At 54.1% G+C, this 16,855-nt stretch carries 16 protein-coding genes; 8 read left to right on the plus strand and 8 right to left on the minus strand.

Annotated features, from left to right (window positions below; translation table 11 throughout):
- Positions 1-182: 182 nt before the first annotated feature.
- From repB to AB4Y96_RS04660, 3 genes are all read right to left on the minus strand, one after another.
- Positions 183-1,253: a plasmid partitioning protein RepB gene (gene repB, locus AB4Y96_RS04650; RefSeq protein ID WP_091886629.1), complete on the minus strand. Its 1,071-nt coding sequence runs from the start codon at positions 1,251-1,253 to the stop codon at positions 183-185.
- Positions 1,254-1,261: 8 nt separating this feature from the next.
- Positions 1,262-2,545, minus strand: a complete 1,284-nt coding sequence (gene repA, locus AB4Y96_RS04655; protein WP_370648033.1) for a plasmid partitioning protein RepA — start codon at positions 2,543-2,545, stop codon at positions 1,262-1,264.
- A gap of 292 nt (positions 2,546-2,837) precedes the next feature.
- Complete coding sequence (locus tag AB4Y96_RS04660) at positions 2,838-3,638, minus strand: AraC family transcriptional regulator (protein ID WP_441915983.1); 801 nt, start codon at positions 3,636-3,638, stop codon at positions 2,838-2,840.
- A gap of 222 nt (positions 3,639-3,860) precedes the next feature.
- Between AB4Y96_RS04660 and AB4Y96_RS04665 the strand changes: the two genes are divergently transcribed.
- The gene (locus AB4Y96_RS04665; protein ID WP_441915985.1) at positions 3,861-4,703 is read left to right on the plus strand and encodes an oxidoreductase; all 843 of its coding nucleotides are present in this window, start codon (positions 3,861-3,863) and stop codon (positions 4,701-4,703) included.
- Positions 4,704-4,811: 108 nt separating this feature from the next.
- Here AB4Y96_RS04665 and AB4Y96_RS04670 read toward each other — a convergent pair whose 3' ends face one another.
- Positions 4,812-5,420: a TetR/AcrR family transcriptional regulator gene (locus AB4Y96_RS04670; protein ID WP_112528003.1), complete on the minus strand. Its 609-nt coding sequence runs from the start codon at positions 5,418-5,420 to the stop codon at positions 4,812-4,814.
- A gap of 78 nt (positions 5,421-5,498) precedes the next feature.
- Here AB4Y96_RS04670 and AB4Y96_RS04675 point away from each other — a divergent pair, with 78 nt between their 5' ends.
- A complete protein-coding gene (locus tag AB4Y96_RS04675; RefSeq protein ID WP_441915987.1) occupies positions 5,499-6,449 on the plus strand; it encodes an alpha/beta fold hydrolase in 951 nt (316 codons plus the stop codon).
- Between the two features lie 40 nt (positions 6,450-6,489).
- Here the strand turns inward: AB4Y96_RS04675 and AB4Y96_RS04680 are convergent, their stop codons facing one another.
- Positions 6,490-6,879, minus strand: a complete 390-nt coding sequence (locus AB4Y96_RS04680) for a DUF2809 domain-containing protein (protein WP_441915989.1) — start codon at positions 6,877-6,879, stop codon at positions 6,490-6,492.
- A 294-nt stretch (positions 6,880-7,173) separates the two neighbouring features.
- Here AB4Y96_RS04680 and AB4Y96_RS04685 point away from each other — a divergent pair, with 294 nt between their 5' ends.
- Positions 7,174-8,202 (plus strand): glycoside hydrolase family 25 protein, encoded by a 1,029-nt coding sequence (locus AB4Y96_RS04685; protein ID WP_441915990.1) that lies wholly within the window; start codon positions 7,174-7,176, stop codon positions 8,200-8,202.
- A 16-nt stretch (positions 8,203-8,218) separates the two neighbouring features.
- Here AB4Y96_RS04685 and AB4Y96_RS04690 read toward each other — a convergent pair whose 3' ends face one another.
- Entirely contained in the window at positions 8,219-9,364 is a 1,146-nt protein-coding gene (locus tag AB4Y96_RS04690) for an alpha-hydroxy acid oxidase (protein ID WP_441915991.1), read from the minus strand.
- 96 nt (positions 9,365-9,460) lie between these two features.
- Positions 9,461-10,135, minus strand: a complete 675-nt coding sequence (locus tag AB4Y96_RS04695; protein WP_441915992.1) for a GntR family transcriptional regulator — start codon at positions 10,133-10,135, stop codon at positions 9,461-9,463.
- 278 nt (positions 10,136-10,413) lie between these two features.
- Between AB4Y96_RS04695 and AB4Y96_RS04700 the strand changes: the two genes are divergently transcribed.
- Positions 10,414-11,502: a sensor histidine kinase gene (locus AB4Y96_RS04700; protein ID WP_441915993.1), complete on the plus strand. Its 1,089-nt coding sequence runs from the start codon at positions 10,414-10,416 to the stop codon at positions 11,500-11,502.
- A gap of 17 nt (positions 11,503-11,519) precedes the next feature.
- Here the strand turns inward: AB4Y96_RS04700 and AB4Y96_RS04705 are convergent, their stop codons facing one another.
- The gene (locus tag AB4Y96_RS04705) at positions 11,520-12,260 is read right to left on the minus strand and encodes a GntR family transcriptional regulator (RefSeq protein ID WP_441915994.1); all 741 of its coding nucleotides are present in this window, start codon (positions 12,258-12,260) and stop codon (positions 11,520-11,522) included.
- A 136-nt stretch (positions 12,261-12,396) separates the two neighbouring features.
- Between AB4Y96_RS04705 and AB4Y96_RS04710 the strand changes: the two genes are divergently transcribed.
- From AB4Y96_RS04710 to AB4Y96_RS04725, 4 genes are read left to right on the plus strand one after another with little or no spacing between them, the layout of a single operon-like run.
- Entirely contained in the window at positions 12,397-13,440 is a 1,044-nt protein-coding gene (locus tag AB4Y96_RS04710) for a Gfo/Idh/MocA family protein (protein WP_441915995.1), read from the plus strand.
- Positions 13,441-14,469, plus strand: coding sequence for a Gfo/Idh/MocA family protein (locus tag AB4Y96_RS04715; protein WP_441915997.1), 1,029 nt, complete (start codon positions 13,441-13,443; stop codon positions 14,467-14,469).
- Positions 14,462-15,529 (plus strand): Gfo/Idh/MocA family protein, encoded by a 1,068-nt coding sequence (locus AB4Y96_RS04720; RefSeq protein ID WP_441915999.1) that lies wholly within the window; start codon positions 14,462-14,464, stop codon positions 15,527-15,529. Before AB4Y96_RS04715 ends, AB4Y96_RS04720 begins: the two co-directional genes overlap by 8 nt.
- Before the next feature lie 46 nt (positions 15,530-15,575).
- Positions 15,576-16,853, plus strand: a complete 1,278-nt coding sequence (locus AB4Y96_RS04725; protein WP_441916001.1) for an ABC transporter substrate-binding protein — start codon at positions 15,576-15,578, stop codon at positions 16,851-16,853.
- Positions 16,854-16,855 lie beyond the last annotated feature (2 nt).

Consider the following 16,855-nt stretch of genomic DNA (forward strand, 5'->3'; position numbering starts at 1 on the left):
GGGAAAGGTGTTGCCGGAACGCGTCCGACTCTTGACAAGTCAGGTAGGAAGTGATTCTCTAAAATTGCTACATTGAAGAGGGCTTCCGGGGCGGTAACGTTCTGGGGGCCTTTTTTCTTGCCGTTGTTCCTTCTCTCTGTTCTTTCCGTTCAACGCTTACACAAAACCAGATTACGCGTAGTTCAGGCTTTTCGCTCGCTTCTGTAGCGCTGCAAAAGCCCGTTTAACTCGCCAGCCACGAAGTCCACGAAGCCTTCGGGAACGGTGTCTGCAAAATCGATTGATCGCTCCTTTTTATTGTTCAGAAGCTGCGCAATGACATCACCATTGCCGTCGCGTATGTCCCTTGCGGCCACAGGATCAGTCTTTCCTGCCTTTATTGCAGCCGGCTTGTTGAGATCCAGCAACCGCTCGAACACCGCATCGAAGCGACCATCACTGCCATGCAGTTTGAAATGATCCTGCTGAACCACTTTTTGAGCGGCATCGCGCCCTTCGGGTTTTCTCAGCATATCAGCCAATTTAACCCAGCGCGGCCGGCCAACCTTGGGTGCGGGCCCGATTGCCTGCAGGATCGGCTTCGGAATGGCGTCCACAACCTGCAGATAACGGGTCATCTCTGCCTTGTGCAGAGCCAGGGCATCCTGCACGACCGAACGGCTAAAGCCCCGGTCAATCAGATTGCGGGCAAAGAACGCACGCTCAATGAACGAGAGATCGCGGCGCTCGGCGTTCTCCTTGCCCTGCGCAACCACAAGTTGGGCGTCGCTCAGTTCACGGATAATCGCCTGCACGGGCAGCTTAAGCTCGGCTGCAGCCCGCAAACGGCGATGGCCATAGGCGGTCTGATAGTAGCCGCGCCGCTCGGGATGCGGACGGACAAGGATCGGCACCTGCTGACCGTTCAGCTTGATGCTTTCGACCAGCTCCCGGAAGGTCTCATCGAGGCCGAAATTGTGGCTCAGCCGATCTTCGACAAAAGAATACTCAATAAGCTGGGGATCAATCTCAATGACCCGTTCCGAACCTTCAAGACTTTCTCTAATCTTACGGGCATCCTCAAGCTCACGCGAGATACCCCCGAGCGAAAGGCCCATAGCTTTGATAGCGCCAGAAGCAGTTCGCTGCTTTGGTTGCTCTGATAAATTGTCTTCTACCGGAGCCGGATTAACCGGTTTGGGCTCCGGCTGGGGAGCCGTGTCCACCGTTCCAAAAAGTGCCTTGAGTTGATCCCTGCGGTTCTTGTCAGTCATCGCTCACCTCACACAGGCCGGTTCCAGGCCTTGAAGATCAGGCTCTGGATTTCAGCGTTGACGGAGGACAGCGATTCAATCGCCCGGTCATAGGTTGCCCGGGTGAAACTGTCGCGCGAGACTTCGTAAAGAGTCTGCTTGGTCAGGCCCGCATCAGAAAAGGCGGTAGATTTGACAACGGCCGATGTGAGGACCCGATCACCGAACAGCGAGCGCAGGAAGCCGGCAATCTGCTGCTGTGGCGCATCATTCGGCTCGAAGCGGGTAATCAGATAGCGCATAAAGTCGAAATTGAGTTCACCGCCAGCTTCCCGCACCACAGCCAGAAGATCGGCTGTCATGAAGAGGAACTGGCTCATGGACGCCACATCCAGCATCTGCGGATGCACGGTGACGAGAACCGATGTCGCGGCGCAAAGTGCAGAAAGCGTCAAAAAGCCCAACTGCGGCGGGCAATCAATGACCACCACATCATAATCATCCGATATTGTATCGAGCGCTGCCTGAACGCGGGCAAAGAAAAGCTGCTGTTCAATGCTCTGCTGCGCGCCATGCTGGCGGTCAGCAAGCATTTGCGGCGTGGTATGCTCGAATTCCTGCAATTCCAGATTGCCCGGAATAAGATCAAGCCCATCAAAATAGGTCTTGCGGATGATATCGCGCATCAACCGCCGTTCACCATCATAGCGAATGGCACCGTAGAGCGTGTCATTGCCGGTCAGATCGAGTTCCGGCTGATAGCCAAATAAGGCTGACATGGAAGCCTGTGGATCAAGATCAACCGCAAGCACGCGAAAACCTGCCATGGCCAGATGCTGGGCGAGGTGCGCACTCGTGGTGGTCTTGCCGGAGCCGCCTTTAAAGTTGGTGACGGCAATCACCTGCATATGTTCATTGGCAGAGGGATCGCGATGCGGCAGATAGGTTTTCGCCTTTGGTCCGCCAGCATCAGCAAGATGATGGCGCAGCGCATTGATTTCCGCTAGCGAATAGAGTCGGCGGCCATTTGCCCCGGTTTCAGGCTGCGGTCCCTCTCCTGCAATGGAAAGCTGGCGCAAATAACCGTCTGAAACACCAATGAGCTTGGCAGCCTCGCCACTAGTGAACTTGCGCAGTGTCTTTTGCGCGGTCGGTGGAAACAACCGGTTACGCATTGCCTGCAGCTGTGCCGACAGCATCTCTGCGTCAGCAGCAATAGCCCGATCAGCGGTCAAGGCAGCGGATGGCTGTGGTACAGCCGCAATTTGCGCACCATCCGTTTGTGTTGTCTGTACCGCGTTCATCATAGTCACGTATTGATCCTGTGCGCCTGTTCAAAAGAATCGCATCAGCGCAAGGTAAGATGCGCCGATTCGATAGAAAAACCAAAAGGGTAACGCTGGTTGGTAGTTTAACGCCGTAAAAGGGCACTAACATTCAGATTTACGTGTAACGCTTATATCGCAGGATACCCCTTAAAACCGTAAGTAAACTGCGCAAAGAACCGAGTCGCGTCAAGCACTTTATAGTTAACGCAAATTAACCATTAAGGCAGGTCGTAGCCGTTCCAGCAGGCGACAGCGTCATTGCATGAGTATGATCGAGTTAATATGAATGCAGGTCATTTTTTGGCGAATTGCCGAACAGCTTGCGATATTCCCGGCTGAATTGGGATTGGTTCTCATATCCCACAGCGTATGCGACCGTCCCGATTTTTACGCCACCAAGTTGGAGTTGGCGCCGTGCCTCATGCAGCCTCAGGCGCGTTCGAAATTGCAGCGGACTCATCGCTGTCGCAGACTTGAAGGCACGATAATATGATGTCTGGCTCATACCTGCCATCTCGGCCAAAGTGGCAATAGAGAGCGCTTTGTCAAAATTGGATTTGATCCAGACAGTGGTGCGTGCAATGCGCGCAAGGCCAGAGGTGGCAATCGTGCTTTGAATGATCATATGACCAAGACCGCCTCGAACAAGCCGGTAAATAAGCTCACGGTAGATGAGAGGTGCCATTGTTTTTATATCCTCGGGCCGATCCAGAAGCCGCGTCAACCGCTCGAGCGGCTCGAGAATATCGCGGGTCACGGCAGACGTCGCAGCACCTGCCGTTTTCGCGATCGGCGATGATTGACCGCTGTCACCGGCGGCAATCTCAGCAATGATTTGCGGATCAAGATCAAGGGTCACCGCATAGTGCAATGATCCCGGGCCTGCCTGCGACACCCGGGCACTCACCGGAAGATCGAGAACGACTACGAGATATTCCTCCGGGCTGATCTCAATAAGGTTACGATCGATTATGATTTCTTTTTTGCCCTGCAAAACAACGCAGAGGCGAGGATTGTAAAGGCTGCGGACCGGCGCGGTTGGGCGTTCACTGCGAAACAGCGTCAGACCAGGGACCACGGTCGTCTGCTTGTCCGAGTTACAATGAAAACTCACCAACTCGATCAATTGCCGCCGCACTGCATCCATCTTTCCGAACCCCTGTTCCCGAACAGGCAAAGTAACAAGAATGGTAGGATTGTGCAAAACTCTGGAATGATAGGTCTAAGCGGATCGGTGCTTCTACCTTATCTCCCTGTCAGTGGGATCGTCGATATCCCGGAAGACGCAAAGGAGAAAACCATGTCAGCAGAAACGTCAGTTTGGCTTATCACGGGAGCATCATCAGGTTTGGGACGCGCACTTGCCGAGGCAGTCCTTGAAACGGGAAACACTGTCGTGGTCACGGCAAGAAATATCGGGGCACTCGACGATCTTGTTGCGAAATTTCCTAAAAATGCCGTTGCAGCAAGGCTTGATGTGACCGACCCGGAAACGATCAAGCAGGTCGTTGATCAAACCGAAGAGCGCTTTGGTCGAATAGATGTACTGGTGAACGCGGCGGGATACGGTTATCTCGCTGCGATCGAGGAAGGCGAGGACGATGGAGTACGAGCCCAGTTCGAGACAAATGTCTTTGGATTGCTCGCTGTTACCAAGTCGGTGCTTCCTGGCATGCGCGCTCGGCGGAGCGGATGTATCGTCAACTTCTCGTCGCTCGGTGGATTGGTCGCATTTCCGGCAACGGGATATTATCACGCCACCAAATTCGCCGTGGAAGCCCTCTCGGAATCATTGTTCAAGGAAGTTTCGCCGCTTGGCATCAAGGTGCTTATCGTAGAGCCGGGTGCTTTCCGGACCGATTGGGCAGGCCGATCTATGCTTGAATCAACGACCGTCATTGAAGACTACGCGGAAACGGCAGGCAAAAGGCGGGCCGCAACGCGTGCCGTCTCCGGTTTGCAGCCCGGAGATCCAAGAAAGGCTGCAGAAGCCATCATCAAAACTGTCAACGCTGAGCAAACGCCGCTTCGGCTGCTCCTTGGAGCCTCTGCTCTCAAAATCGCCATCGAACGGCTGGACGCGCTCAAGGCACAGTTCGAGGCTTGGGCCGAAGTGACGACGAGCGTCGACTTTGAAAGCTGACGGGTTTCCATAGGCAGATTTCACCACCGCCATGTGTGTTGGTGCGCGCATTGTGACGCGCGCGCCACTACACCGAACGAATTGACAAATGTCCCTTCGCTGATCCAATCAAGCATCGAAACGCTCTTTAAGCCCCCATACAACTTCATCAACGATTTCGTGAAGTTCCTCCACAGTCGCACCATCGCGGGCTTGTATGGAAATCCCCTGCATGACAGACAGGACATGCCGGGCAATGCGCCTCGTCTTCTCGCCGCATGCAAAACGGGCCAGCACATCGGCGAGCTGCTGCAATGATTTCTCACGTCGCATGGCGAGGTCACGCGCCAGTTCGTCATTATCGGGATGACAGGTAATGAGGCCCGTGGAAACCATGCATCCACGTTCATTTTCACGTCTTGTTGCGATCGCTACAGCTGCCTCCAACAGTAGTTTCACCGCGTCGGGCAAGCCGCCTGCCGAATTGGTAATCTCGACATCAAGATAGCCTGCCCCTGCCTCATATCTGTCCAGTACAGACTTGTAGAGACCAGCCTTGCTTCCGAACGCGGCATAAAGGCTTGGCGGCGCAACACCAATCGCCTTTGTCAAATCGGCAAGAGAAACGCCTTCATAGCCATGACGCCAGAAGAGAGTCATCGCCATATGCAGCGCTTTGTCGCGATCAAAACTCCAGGGCCTGCCGCCGCGCGGCTTATCGTCAAGTGTATGTTTCATATCGATCACTAAACAACATATTGACAGCATCGGTCAAGGTATGTTGTTTAGTGATCAATAATCAACATAGGAAGTGCTATGAAAAGTTCTCTCAGATCAGCGCTCGTCGCTGCCGCTATCCTGATCTCACCGATTCTGACCTCGCCACATGTCGTGGCAGCGGAAGCAGTGAACCCAACCAATGTTTCCGCGGGACAGGTCAGCACTGTGGAAAGATTCTCGGTAAGATCATCCGATGGCACCATGCTTGCGGTGGAAGCGAAAGGGAATCCAGCCGCGCCGGAAATTCTCTTCATTCATGGCCTGAGACAAAGTGGGCTCAGCTGGGACAAACAATTTGACGATCCGACGTTGTCAGGTTTTCGGCTCGTGCGTTTTGATCTTCGGGGACACGGGGATTCGGGGAAACCGGAAGATCCCGAAAGCTACTCGGACCCCAAGCTTTGGGCCGATGATATCAAGGCTGTGATTGATGGCGCGAAATTACACCGTCCGGTTCTGGTCGGCTGGTCCCTCGGTGGTTACGTCGCCGGCGCATATCTTAATAGATATGGCGGTTCGCATATTGCGGGCATCAACCTTGTCGATGCGGTGGTGAAGCTGTCCCCGGACCTTCTAACACCTCTGGCGGGTCAGTTCTCCGAAACGGCGACGTCGCGTGACCTTGCTGTTCGCAGCAAAGCGACCGCCGAATTTCTGGCAAGCTGCTTTAACATACAGCCTACGCCAGAAGAGTTTGATAGGATGCTTGTCATCAATGGCATGACGGCACGAGCCGTCAATGAAGGTTTTATTCAAACATCACTCACCGATCTTCTGCCGGTCTTTCAGACTTATAGCGGTCCCATTCTTCTTACTCACGGCGTGCATGACAGGCTCGTTCGCGTTGCCACCTCGGAACGTGTTCGCGATCTTCACGCTGACAGTAAATTGCAACTCTATGAGAATAGCGGTCATAGCCCCTTTTTCGAAGAGCCGGAGCGTTACGGACGTGATCTGAAAGCGTTCGTTCTGAGTGCGAACAACTAGATATTTGGCGCAAGCCACAGGTCTGGCATCAGTGGGTTGCTTACGATTGGTCCACCGTACCGTGCGGGCTGGAGATATTTTTGTCAGGATTTTCAGTTGAAAACAAAATCTCGGCAATCCAGGCAATCGCAGCTCCGACTGCATAGGCCAGAACATCCCACCAATCGGGCGTGGCTCCAAAAACAATCCTCAATAATCGATTGGAAATAGAGATGTTAAAATAAACGGTGAGGTATTGTGCCAGTTCGACGCCCAACCCAAATCCAAGCGCCAGAAGAACAAGATAGGCTGGCCGCGCTTCGATCACGGATTTGAAGACAAAATACAGCCAGATGGTCGCCAGAACGTCCCCTGCCCAGCTCCTTATCCATCCTAACTGTGCTCCGAATGTTGCCAGAAGTACCAGCACAAAAAGCAGGAAGACGGCCACAGTAAATGAGGTGCGATCAAAGCGAAGTATCATGAGAGGTGTCTAACGGGTGATAGTCCCCCTGTCCATCTGCCAGACAGGGCACGACATCCAAATGTTATCGACTGCGCCAATGACCAACAGTTTCTTTTGCTTTCTGGTTATTGTCATCGGGCGCCATAGCGGAGTTTCATCGCGATTTATGGTTAAGATTGGGATTCAGCTTTTCCTAGTAATTTACTGATAGCAATTGAGATTGCTGAATCCAACCGGGTTCATTTGGGTCATTGATCATTATTTCGAGTACGGGTGCTTATGCGTGTTCCATGTGTGCTAACAGTCATGCTTACGTGCCTGGTCCTGGCGAGTTGCGGATCAAGCTCCAGCCTTGATGACCTTGCGATACAACGCCCCTCGCGGGAAACAACCAGTTCGGTTGTCAGGCCACGCGATCCTGTGCCTCAAGTCGACGTGAGAACCGTCACCTCCCCGCCTGTGCATCGGCAGGAGATGCTGGCATGGGCAGGACCCGTTCCGGAACAAACGGCATTTATACCGCCCGCGAAGATAATCGCTGTCCCGGCTCCACCGGAAAAAACAGTCGCACAGCTTATCCCGGCAGACCCCACAATGCGCCCGGCCCGGGAAGGCCGTATGCAGATTTACAGCCGCCGCTTCCGCGACGCAAAACCCATCAATTTCGGCCGGGCATCGCCCAGGAAACTCGCCGTGCATGGTGTTGATGTTTCACGCTGGCAGGGCGACGTTGATTGGGTAAACCTGCGCTCGCAGGGCGCGAACTTCGCTTACATCAAGGCCACTGATGGCGGGGATCATATGGATCCCATGTTCCGGACGAACTGGCGCAATACCAAAGAGGCTGGCCTGAAACGGGGTGCCTATCACTTCTTCTATTGGTGCCGTACAGCTGGCGAACAGGCCGACTGGTTTATCCGCAATGTGCCGCGCGAGGCCGGGGCTCTTCCACCGGCAATCGATGTGGAATGGAATGGCGAGTCGAGCTGCAAACGGCGTCCTTCACGCGAGGTCGTGCTGGAAAAAATGCAGGTATTCATGGACAAGCTGGAGAAGCATTACGGCCAGCGACCAATCATTTATACCGCTCCGGATTTCTATCGGGATAATCTGAAAGATGCGTTTCCCAACTATCACTTCTGGCTGCGCGCTGTAGCTGAGCATCCATCCAAAGTTTATCCCGGTCGGCGCTGGCTCTTCTGGCAATATTCGGGCTCGGGTCTGTCTCATGGTGTCGACGGCAGGATCGACCTCAATGTATTCCATGGCAGCGAGGACGAATGGCATGATTGGGTGACTGCGCGGTAGCGATTAATTCCGGGATCTATCGAAGCCTCAGGTTTTCACGGCTGAGCTGATCCACCGTGGTGCAGCCCATAAGCTTCATCCCGCGCTCGATCTCCACCTTTAATTGACCGAGTGCGCGCTCGACACCCGCCTGACCGGCGGCGGCAAGTGGATAGAGGTAATAGCGCCCTACTCCGACGGCTTTGGCGCCCATGGAGAGTGCTTTGATCACGTGCGTTCCACGCTGGATGCCGCCATCCATGATCACATCGATTTTATCACCAACAGCGTCAACAATTTCGGCAAGCTGATCAAAACCTGCGCGCGATCCATCCAGCTGCCGACCGCCATGGTTTGACAAAATGATACCCGTGCATCCAATCTCAACGGCCTTCCTGGCGTCGGCTACCGACATGATACCTTTTAGACAGAACTGTCCTGACCAGTACTGAACCATTTCGGCCACATCATCCCAGGTCATCGAGGGGTCGAGCATTTCGGTAAAATACCGGCTGATCGACATGGCGCCGCCGCCCATGTCCACATGCTCGTCAAGCTGAGGCAAACTGAAGCGTTCATGCGTAAGGTAATTCAAAGCCCATTGCGGCTTGATGGCGAATTGCAACATGCCTGCCAGATTAAGCTTGAAAGGGATCGAAAATCCGGTGCGCAAATCACGCTCGCGATTGCCCCCGGTGATGCTGTCCACAGTCAGCATCATTACCTCGACACCGGCATCTTTGGCGCGTTGCATCATCGCCCTGTTCAGGCCGCGATCCTTATGAAAGTAGAATTGATAAACCTGCGGCCCGCTGTGAGATTTACGCAATTCTTCAAGACTGACTGTGCCAAGCGAGGACACTCCGAACATTGTCCCATGCTTGGCCGCCGCTGCGGCAACCGCACGCTCGCCCTGATAATGAAACAATCTCTGCAACGCTGTTGGCGAACAATAGAACGGCACCGCAAGCTTCTGCCCCATCACAGTGACGGATGTATCGATATCTTTGACCCCGCGCAAAACATTCGGAATCAGATCGCAATGTTCAAAACTCTCCGTATTGCGGCGATAGGTGACTTCATCATCGGCGGCGCCGTCAATATAATTAAAGATCGGTCCCGGTAGCCGGCGCTTGGCCAAACGTCTGAAATCATGGAAATTGTGGCAATCGCGCAGACGCATAATTCGCTTCAATCCTTATTTGATTCAAATCCATAGATATGTCTGAATAGTTGCTGACGCATAAATGTACAGAAATGACGAGGCTTGTTCGTAAATTTAAGGTCGGTTCTCGACCGCGTCGGTCAGCGTGAGGCAGCCTATCTGCAAATGGCATGTCAGTCGCTCGATCGCGAGTGTCTCATTTCCCTCACGACAGGCTGCAATAATATCACGGTGCTCCGCACCGGAACGGCCGCGAAAATCTCTGATGGTAGAGAGAAACCGGATGTAACGCTCGGCAGCGTTGTTCTGCGCTTCGATCACTCCAAGCAATCGCTTGTTCTTGCATGGCCGGTAAAGGATCATGTGAAATTCGAGGTTGAGCATACCCCATTGGCTGAAATCAGCATTCTCCTCGATAAGATCAAGGATATGGTCCGCATCATCCAGAATTTTTGCAGTGAGATGCGGGAAAGCATCCCGCAGGGCAGCACATTCCAATAGTTGCCGCAGGATGAAAATTTCACGAATCTCACCCGTATCAATCAGCGAGACAAAAGTTCCGCGCGTCGGATGGATCGAAACAAAGCCTTCTGCCTCCAAAAGGCGCAGCGCATCCCGGATAGGCATTCTGCTGATACCAAATTTAGTTGCCAGATCGTCCTGCCGCAAAGCGGTGCCGGCTTCGATGAGACCTTTAACGATCGCTTCGCGAAGTCTATCTGCGACATGGTCAGCCGCCGTCCGCGGCTTGACCATCCGACGGCCAGCAATTTCATCAAGCGAATTCATTCTCACCTACCCACGTCTTTGGTTTCACATGACAAAACTCGATCTTAAATGTCAACTCAAGAACCGGGGACGTATTTGGGTATTATCGAATTCAGCATTCAATCGCTGTCCACGCAACGCCATTCAATAAATGGCAGACACAGCCATTTAGACGGATGGCGGGTCAACATTGAGGCGAGAAACCCTAAAGGATGAGCATGGTGTTCTACTAACATCCTGCCGTATCAACTTGGATCTGCATCAGGTAGCATCGGAATTCAGGCAATACAGGATATCGCATGGGACAGACCGCGACAGTACCCACCAGCGCTTTGGACACCAATCGATTGCGTGGCACCACCTTGCGCCTTGCCCTTGTCTATGCCGCTGCAGAGTACCTGATCAGCAGCCCGACATGGTTTTTCATTGGCGATAATCCAATCAAGCCTGCACTTGGAAAACTTGTTCTCGACGTTGTCTTTGTGCTCGTGGCTATGTTCATCGCCCATCTGCTTATTCGCATGAAAGAGATGGGCTATGTCACACAAATCACCGTCTGCTTCCTGCTGTCGCTCGTTGCGTCATTGTGCACGTCGATGTTGGATTACTATCTCTATTATCTGATCATGCTACCCGCTGTCGCGCCATTCACTCTGACAGAATATGGCTACGCAGTTTGCTACCGCATGTCGATTTTCTTTGGCTGGTCATTTCTGTTCGTCGCGCTGCTTAACCATCTGGACGTTCGTGATCGCGACCTCAAATTGATTGCCTCGCGTGAAGAGGCATTATCAGCTCAAATGCGCGCGTTGCAGTATCAGGTAAATCCGCATTTCCTTTTCAATACGCTCAACTCGGTTACCGGCCTGATTGAGGAAGGCGCGTCGGAAAGAGCGGAGCGTATGATCATGTCCCTCTCTTCGTTCCTGCGGTCGACCCTGGAACTCGACCCCATGAGGGAGTTGCGATTGGCCGACGAACTGGCTTTGCAGAATGAATATCTCAAAATCGAGAAGGAAAGATTTTCAGATCGGATGGTCATTCGTTTTGACGTCCCGTCTGAACTTAATGGCGCGATGGTCCCCAGCCTGATTTTGCAACCCCTCATCGAAAACGCTGTAAAACACGGCGTGGGCCGCTCACCGGGCAAAGTTGAAATTGTCATCAGCGCAGCCAGGAACGGACAGACGCTGCATCTGTCAGTCGAAAACGATGTTGCTGCCAATGTCATCAACAGAGGCGCTCAAAGTCTTGGCATTGGATTGGCGAATGTTGCTCATCGCGTTAAGGCGCATTTTCCCGGAGAGGCATCACTGGTAGCAGAACACGTTGCGGCGGGACGGTTTCGAGCATCATTGCAGATGCCGTTGCGAATGGAGGACGGCTAAACGCGCCGAGAATTCCTCTACTCGTCGAAATAATCAGCATGCTTTTTGGCAAGACTGGACAGAGCATTGAGGATCGACCCCAGATGAATGCGGGTGGCTTCAATAGCCGCTGGTTTGTCGCGCCTGATAACCGTGTCCAGCATGCGCTTATGCTCTTCGATCAAAACGAGCTGATGGTCCGCGTTCCTCAACGAGAGCACACGCAGGCGATCAAGTGGCATCTTCTCCCGTTCCAGAAGTCCGGCGACCCGCTCAAAACCGGTTGCGCGCGCCAGCGTCAAGTGAAACTGGTCGTCAAGCGCCTGAAATGCCAGATCGCTATCCTCATCGACCGTCGACTGCTGCTTGACGATAAGCTCGGCGAGTTCCCGCTCAAACTCAGGCGATAGGCCGACATCACACAATTTTGTGACGTTGGCGATTTCGATGGCCTCGCGGATAAAGTGCGCTTCAAGGAAGCGCTTTAGATTGAGCTTGGTAACGAAAGTACCGCGGCTGGGCCGCGTCGTTATCAGATCGGCTTCACGAAGTTGGGCAAATGCCTCGCGCACAGGTGTGCGGCTGGCACCAAACCGCGCACCGACTTCCATCTCGGAAATCAGGCGTCCCGGCTCCAGATCCATTTTGAGAATGGCATTCTTCAGAACAGGATAAATCTGGGATGCTGTCGGCCGGTCATATTCCAGCTGACCAAAGGATATATTGGCCAATCCGCCAACCGGAACATCATTGTCTGAAGATTTGGTGCCGTCTGACACGTTTGATCGATCCTTGGAAAGCCGCGTTATTTAGCCAGTATACCGGTATTCTCAGGATTTACAACCGGTATACCGGTGTGCTATCGAAGGCATATCGGTGGGCTTGGCATCACCGGCATTGGCGCAGGGAGGCCCGATGAAAATTGCCCTGATCGGATTGGGTATGGTCGCAAGCACGCACGTCAGGGCGATTGCCGCGCTAACACCTGACATCGAGCTCAAAGCTGTTTGTGGCCGCGACAGAGAGCGGAGCACCCAATTTGCCGATGAGGCTGCAACCATCCTCGGCTACCGCCCGGAACCGGTGTTTTCCTTTGAAGCAATTGCCAGCGATCCGGCCATAGATTTTGTGATTGTCGCAACGCCGCCTAATGCGCGTTTGGAGATGACAAAAGCGCTTGCAGCTGCGGGCAAATCCATTCTCATGGAAAAGCCTATCGAACGAACGCTGGAAAGCGCGAAGGCAATCGTTGGTCTTTGCGAAGATCATAATGTCAAGCTTGGCATTATCTTTCAGCACCGCGTTCGTCAGGCATCCATTCAGCTTCGTGACATGCTCAAAACCGGAGCACTCGGGTCAATCCGTATTGCGGAAATTATAGTGCCGTGGTGGCGGGAACAATCCTATTATGACGCGCCGGGACGTGGAACTTACGCCCGGGACGGCGGCGGCGTTCTTATCTCGCAGGCGATCCATTCGCTTGATCTCGCGCTCTCGCTTGCGGGCCCCGTGCGCAAAGTGCAGGCAATGGCAAAAACCAGCCAGTTCCACCAGATGGAGGCTGAGGACTACGTCACTGCAGGGCTGGAATTCGACAGTGGTGCCATCGGCTCACTCGTTGCGAGCACGGCCAGCTTTCCCGGCACCGGCGAAACCATCACCCTTCATTGTGACAAGGCGTCCGCGCGTCTGGACGCAGGACAATTGATTATCACGTGGCGCACCGGCAAGACGGATGTTTTCGGCGAAGAGGCAGGCACTGGCGGTGGCGCCAATCCGATGGCCTTCACCCATGAATGGCATCAGGAGATTATCCGCGATTTTGCCAGCGCAGTCGTCAACAACACCGAGCCCCTCATTTCAGGCAGAGAGGGTCTCGCCGTCCACGCCTTGATTGATGCGCTTGTCACATCAGCAAACACCGAACGTTCCGTAACCCTCGCTCCGTGGAATATATGAATGTCAAAACCTCTCAAATTCGCCGCCATCGGCATCGATCACCGGCACATTTTCGGCCAATCGGAAAACATGATGAATGTTGGAGCCGAATTTGTCGGCTGGTGGACGGAAGGCACGCCCGAAACCCTCGACAGTTTCGTCAAGCGGTTTCCCGATATCCCGCGCGCGGCAACGCGCGAAGAACTGTTGAACAATCCCGAGATTGATCTCGTGCTGATTGCCGATGTGCCGTCGCGGCGCGCTATCAGAGCGATTGAAGCCATGGAGCACGGCAAAGATGTCATGGTCGACAAGCCGGGTTGCATCACGTTGGAACAGCTCGAAGCAATCAGGAAAACCGTCAACCAAACCGGACGTATCTGGTCAATCGATTTTTCAGAACGCTTCGAAGTTCCCTGCGTGACAAAAGCCGCCGAACTCGTGCAGGCCGGTGCAATCGGTAAGGTCGTACAGACAGTTGGTCTCGGGCCGCATCGTCTCAACCGGCATCTGCGGCCACAATGGTTTTTTGAACGCGACAAATATGGCGGCATCCTCTGCGATATCGCTTCGCATCAGATCGACCAGTTCCTGTTTTTCACTGGCTCTGATGACGCGGAAATCCTCTTTGCCGAAGTCGCCAACCATGCCAACCCGGATGATCCGGGCTTGCAGGATTTTGGCTGTCTGGCTCTGCGTAGCGACAAGGGCCACTGCTATATCCGCGTTGACTGGTACACGCCTGACGCTCTGCCAACCTGGGGTGACGGACGTCTGACCATTCTTGGAACAGAAGGCTATATTGAGCTGCGCAAATATGTCGATGTCGCACGCGACAATGGCACCGATCATCTCTACCTCGTCAACGGTACACGCTGCGAGAGGATCGATGCATCCGGTGCTGGCCTTCCCTATTTTGCCACGCTCGCGGATGATATCCGCAACCGTACGAGCAATGCGATGCCGCAGGCGCATGCGTTCAAAGTCATGGAACTCGCCATCAAGGCACAGTTGCTGGCCGAAGCCACTGCAGGTGCGCGCCATGGCTAATCCCATTCGCGTCGCCATCATCGGCGCCGGTATCGGCGCAAGCCATCTCAAGGGCTATCGTGCCCTCCCTGATCGCTTCACCGTTTCCGTTCTGTGCGATCTTGATCAGGAGCGTGCAGCAAAAGTTACGGACGGCGACCCTTCAATCCGAATTGAACCGGATCTCGACCGGGTATTGGCTGATCCGGATATCGATATCATCGATATTTGCCTGCCGCCGCACCTGCATTTCAAAGTGTCCATGGCAGCGCTTGCAGCGGGGAAACATGTCGTTTGCGAGAAGCCTTTTGTTAGCTCGCTGCATGAAGCAGACCTGCTCGCCGAGGCCGTCCAGAAATCCGGGCGCATCCTTTCGCCTGTTTTCCAATATCGTTTTGGCCGAGGATTTGCCCAACTGCGCGCGCTTATCGACAAGGGTCTCGCGGGCAAAGCCTATACATCAAGCATTGAAACGCATTGGTGCCGACGTGCCGAGTATTACGATATTCCATGGCGCGGCACATGGAAGGGTGAACAGGGTGGTGCTGTTCTCAGCCATGCAATCCACAATCACGACCTGCTCTGCTATGTCATGGGCAATGTCAGGCGCCTGACGGCGTTCACCGCAACGCGCGTCAATCCCATCGAGACGGAGGATTGCGCGTCAATCGTGTTTGAAATGGAGAGCGGAGCATTGGCTACCAGCTCTATAACACTTGGCGCTGCTGACGATACCAGCCACTTCCGTTTCTGCTTTGAGGGGTTCACCGCGGAAAGCGGAAAAGCCCCCTATACACCGGCCGAAGATACGTGGCATTTTCTTGCCCGGGACCCCGCACGGCAAGCGGAAATCGATGCGGTGGTCAATGCTGTTCCAGAGGTGCATTCCGGTTTTGCCGGTTTCTTTGATGCTCTTGCCGATGCCATCGAAGGCCAAGGCGGAAATGAAGTAACAGTTGCGGACGGGCGACGTTCGCTTGAAATGGTCACGGCCATTTATCATACGGCGCGTACGGGAGGAACTGCCGAACTGCCGCTCAACCACGAACACCCGCTCTATAAGGGATGGACACCGAAATAGCCTAAAAAATCAGATCAATGTTCACAACGATATGGGAGGATATCAGATGGACAAGCGCAATCTCAAATGGACCGGTGCGGCTCTGGCGTCGGTCATTGCTTTGTGGGCTGGCTCAGCGGCGGCGGATGATATCCGTTTCATGTGCGCCGCCGATGGCAATGAATGTGCCACGCTGGAAGCCCTGTTTGCACGCTACGAAAAGGACAATCCCGGCACCCATGTTGTCATCGACGTGGTCGGTTATAAGGCCATTCTGGAAAACCTGCCTGTCCAGCTTGCCGGGGGCACTGGCCCGGATATGGCGCTCGTTACTGACTTTGGCGGCCTCGCCAAGTACTTTCTCGACCTGACGCCCTATGTCGACGCCAACTACTGGAACACCAATTTTGGCAATACGCTAAGGTGGTCACGCACCGGCCCTGACGACAAGGGCATCTATGGTATGAACATCCAGCTGACCATCACAGGCGCCTATATCAACAAGACCCTGTTCGAGCAGGCTGGTGTCGCAGTGCCGGGTGAAAAGGCAACCTGGGATGAATGGGCCGAAGCATCGCGTCAGGTTGCCAAGGCGACAGGGGTGCCGTTCCCGATGGCGATGGATCGTTCGGGACACCGCATAGCGGGCCCGGCCATTTCCAACGGCGCCAAAATCTTTGACGATGCGGGAAACCCAATTCTTGTTGATGCACCATTTGCGGACTTTATGGGCAAGTTCGTCAATTGGAACAAAGATGGCACCATGGCAAAGGATGTCTGGGCCGGTATCGGTGGCACAAGCTATCAGGACGCGGCACAGGAATTCATTAATGCGCAATTGGTCTTTTACTACTCAGGCAGCTGGCAGGTGCAGCGTCTCGACAAGGCAATCGGTGACAGTTTCGATTGGGAAGTTGTCGGTTCACCCTGCGGGCCTGCTGCGTGTTCCGGCATGCCGGGGGGCTCTGGCCTTGTTGGCTTCAAGCAGACCAAAAACCCCGAGGCTGTAGCCAAACTCATCAACTACATCGCCCAGAAAGACAATTATGCCGAGTTCATCGGCAAGACCCGCAACGTCCCTGCTCATGAAGGCGTGGCAAAGGAGGGCGTGACCTATACGGATGCTTCGCAGAACGTGGCAAAGGCCCTCAAGGGCTGGAATGCCCAGATCGCCAAACTGTCACCCATCGCCTATTCCTATCAGGGCTACAAGAACAGCCGCACCATGTACAACATAACGGTGCAGCGCGTGACGCAGGCCATCGTCGGGGAAATGTCTATTGATGAAGCAATGGAAAAGGCCAAGCAGGATGTGGCGGCGGCTATTCAATCGGCAGGCAAATAATG

The sequence above is a fragment of the Phyllobacterium sp. TAF24 genome (genome assembly GCF_052113785.1).
GTDB lineage: Bacteria > Pseudomonadota > Alphaproteobacteria > Rhizobiales > Rhizobiaceae > Phyllobacterium.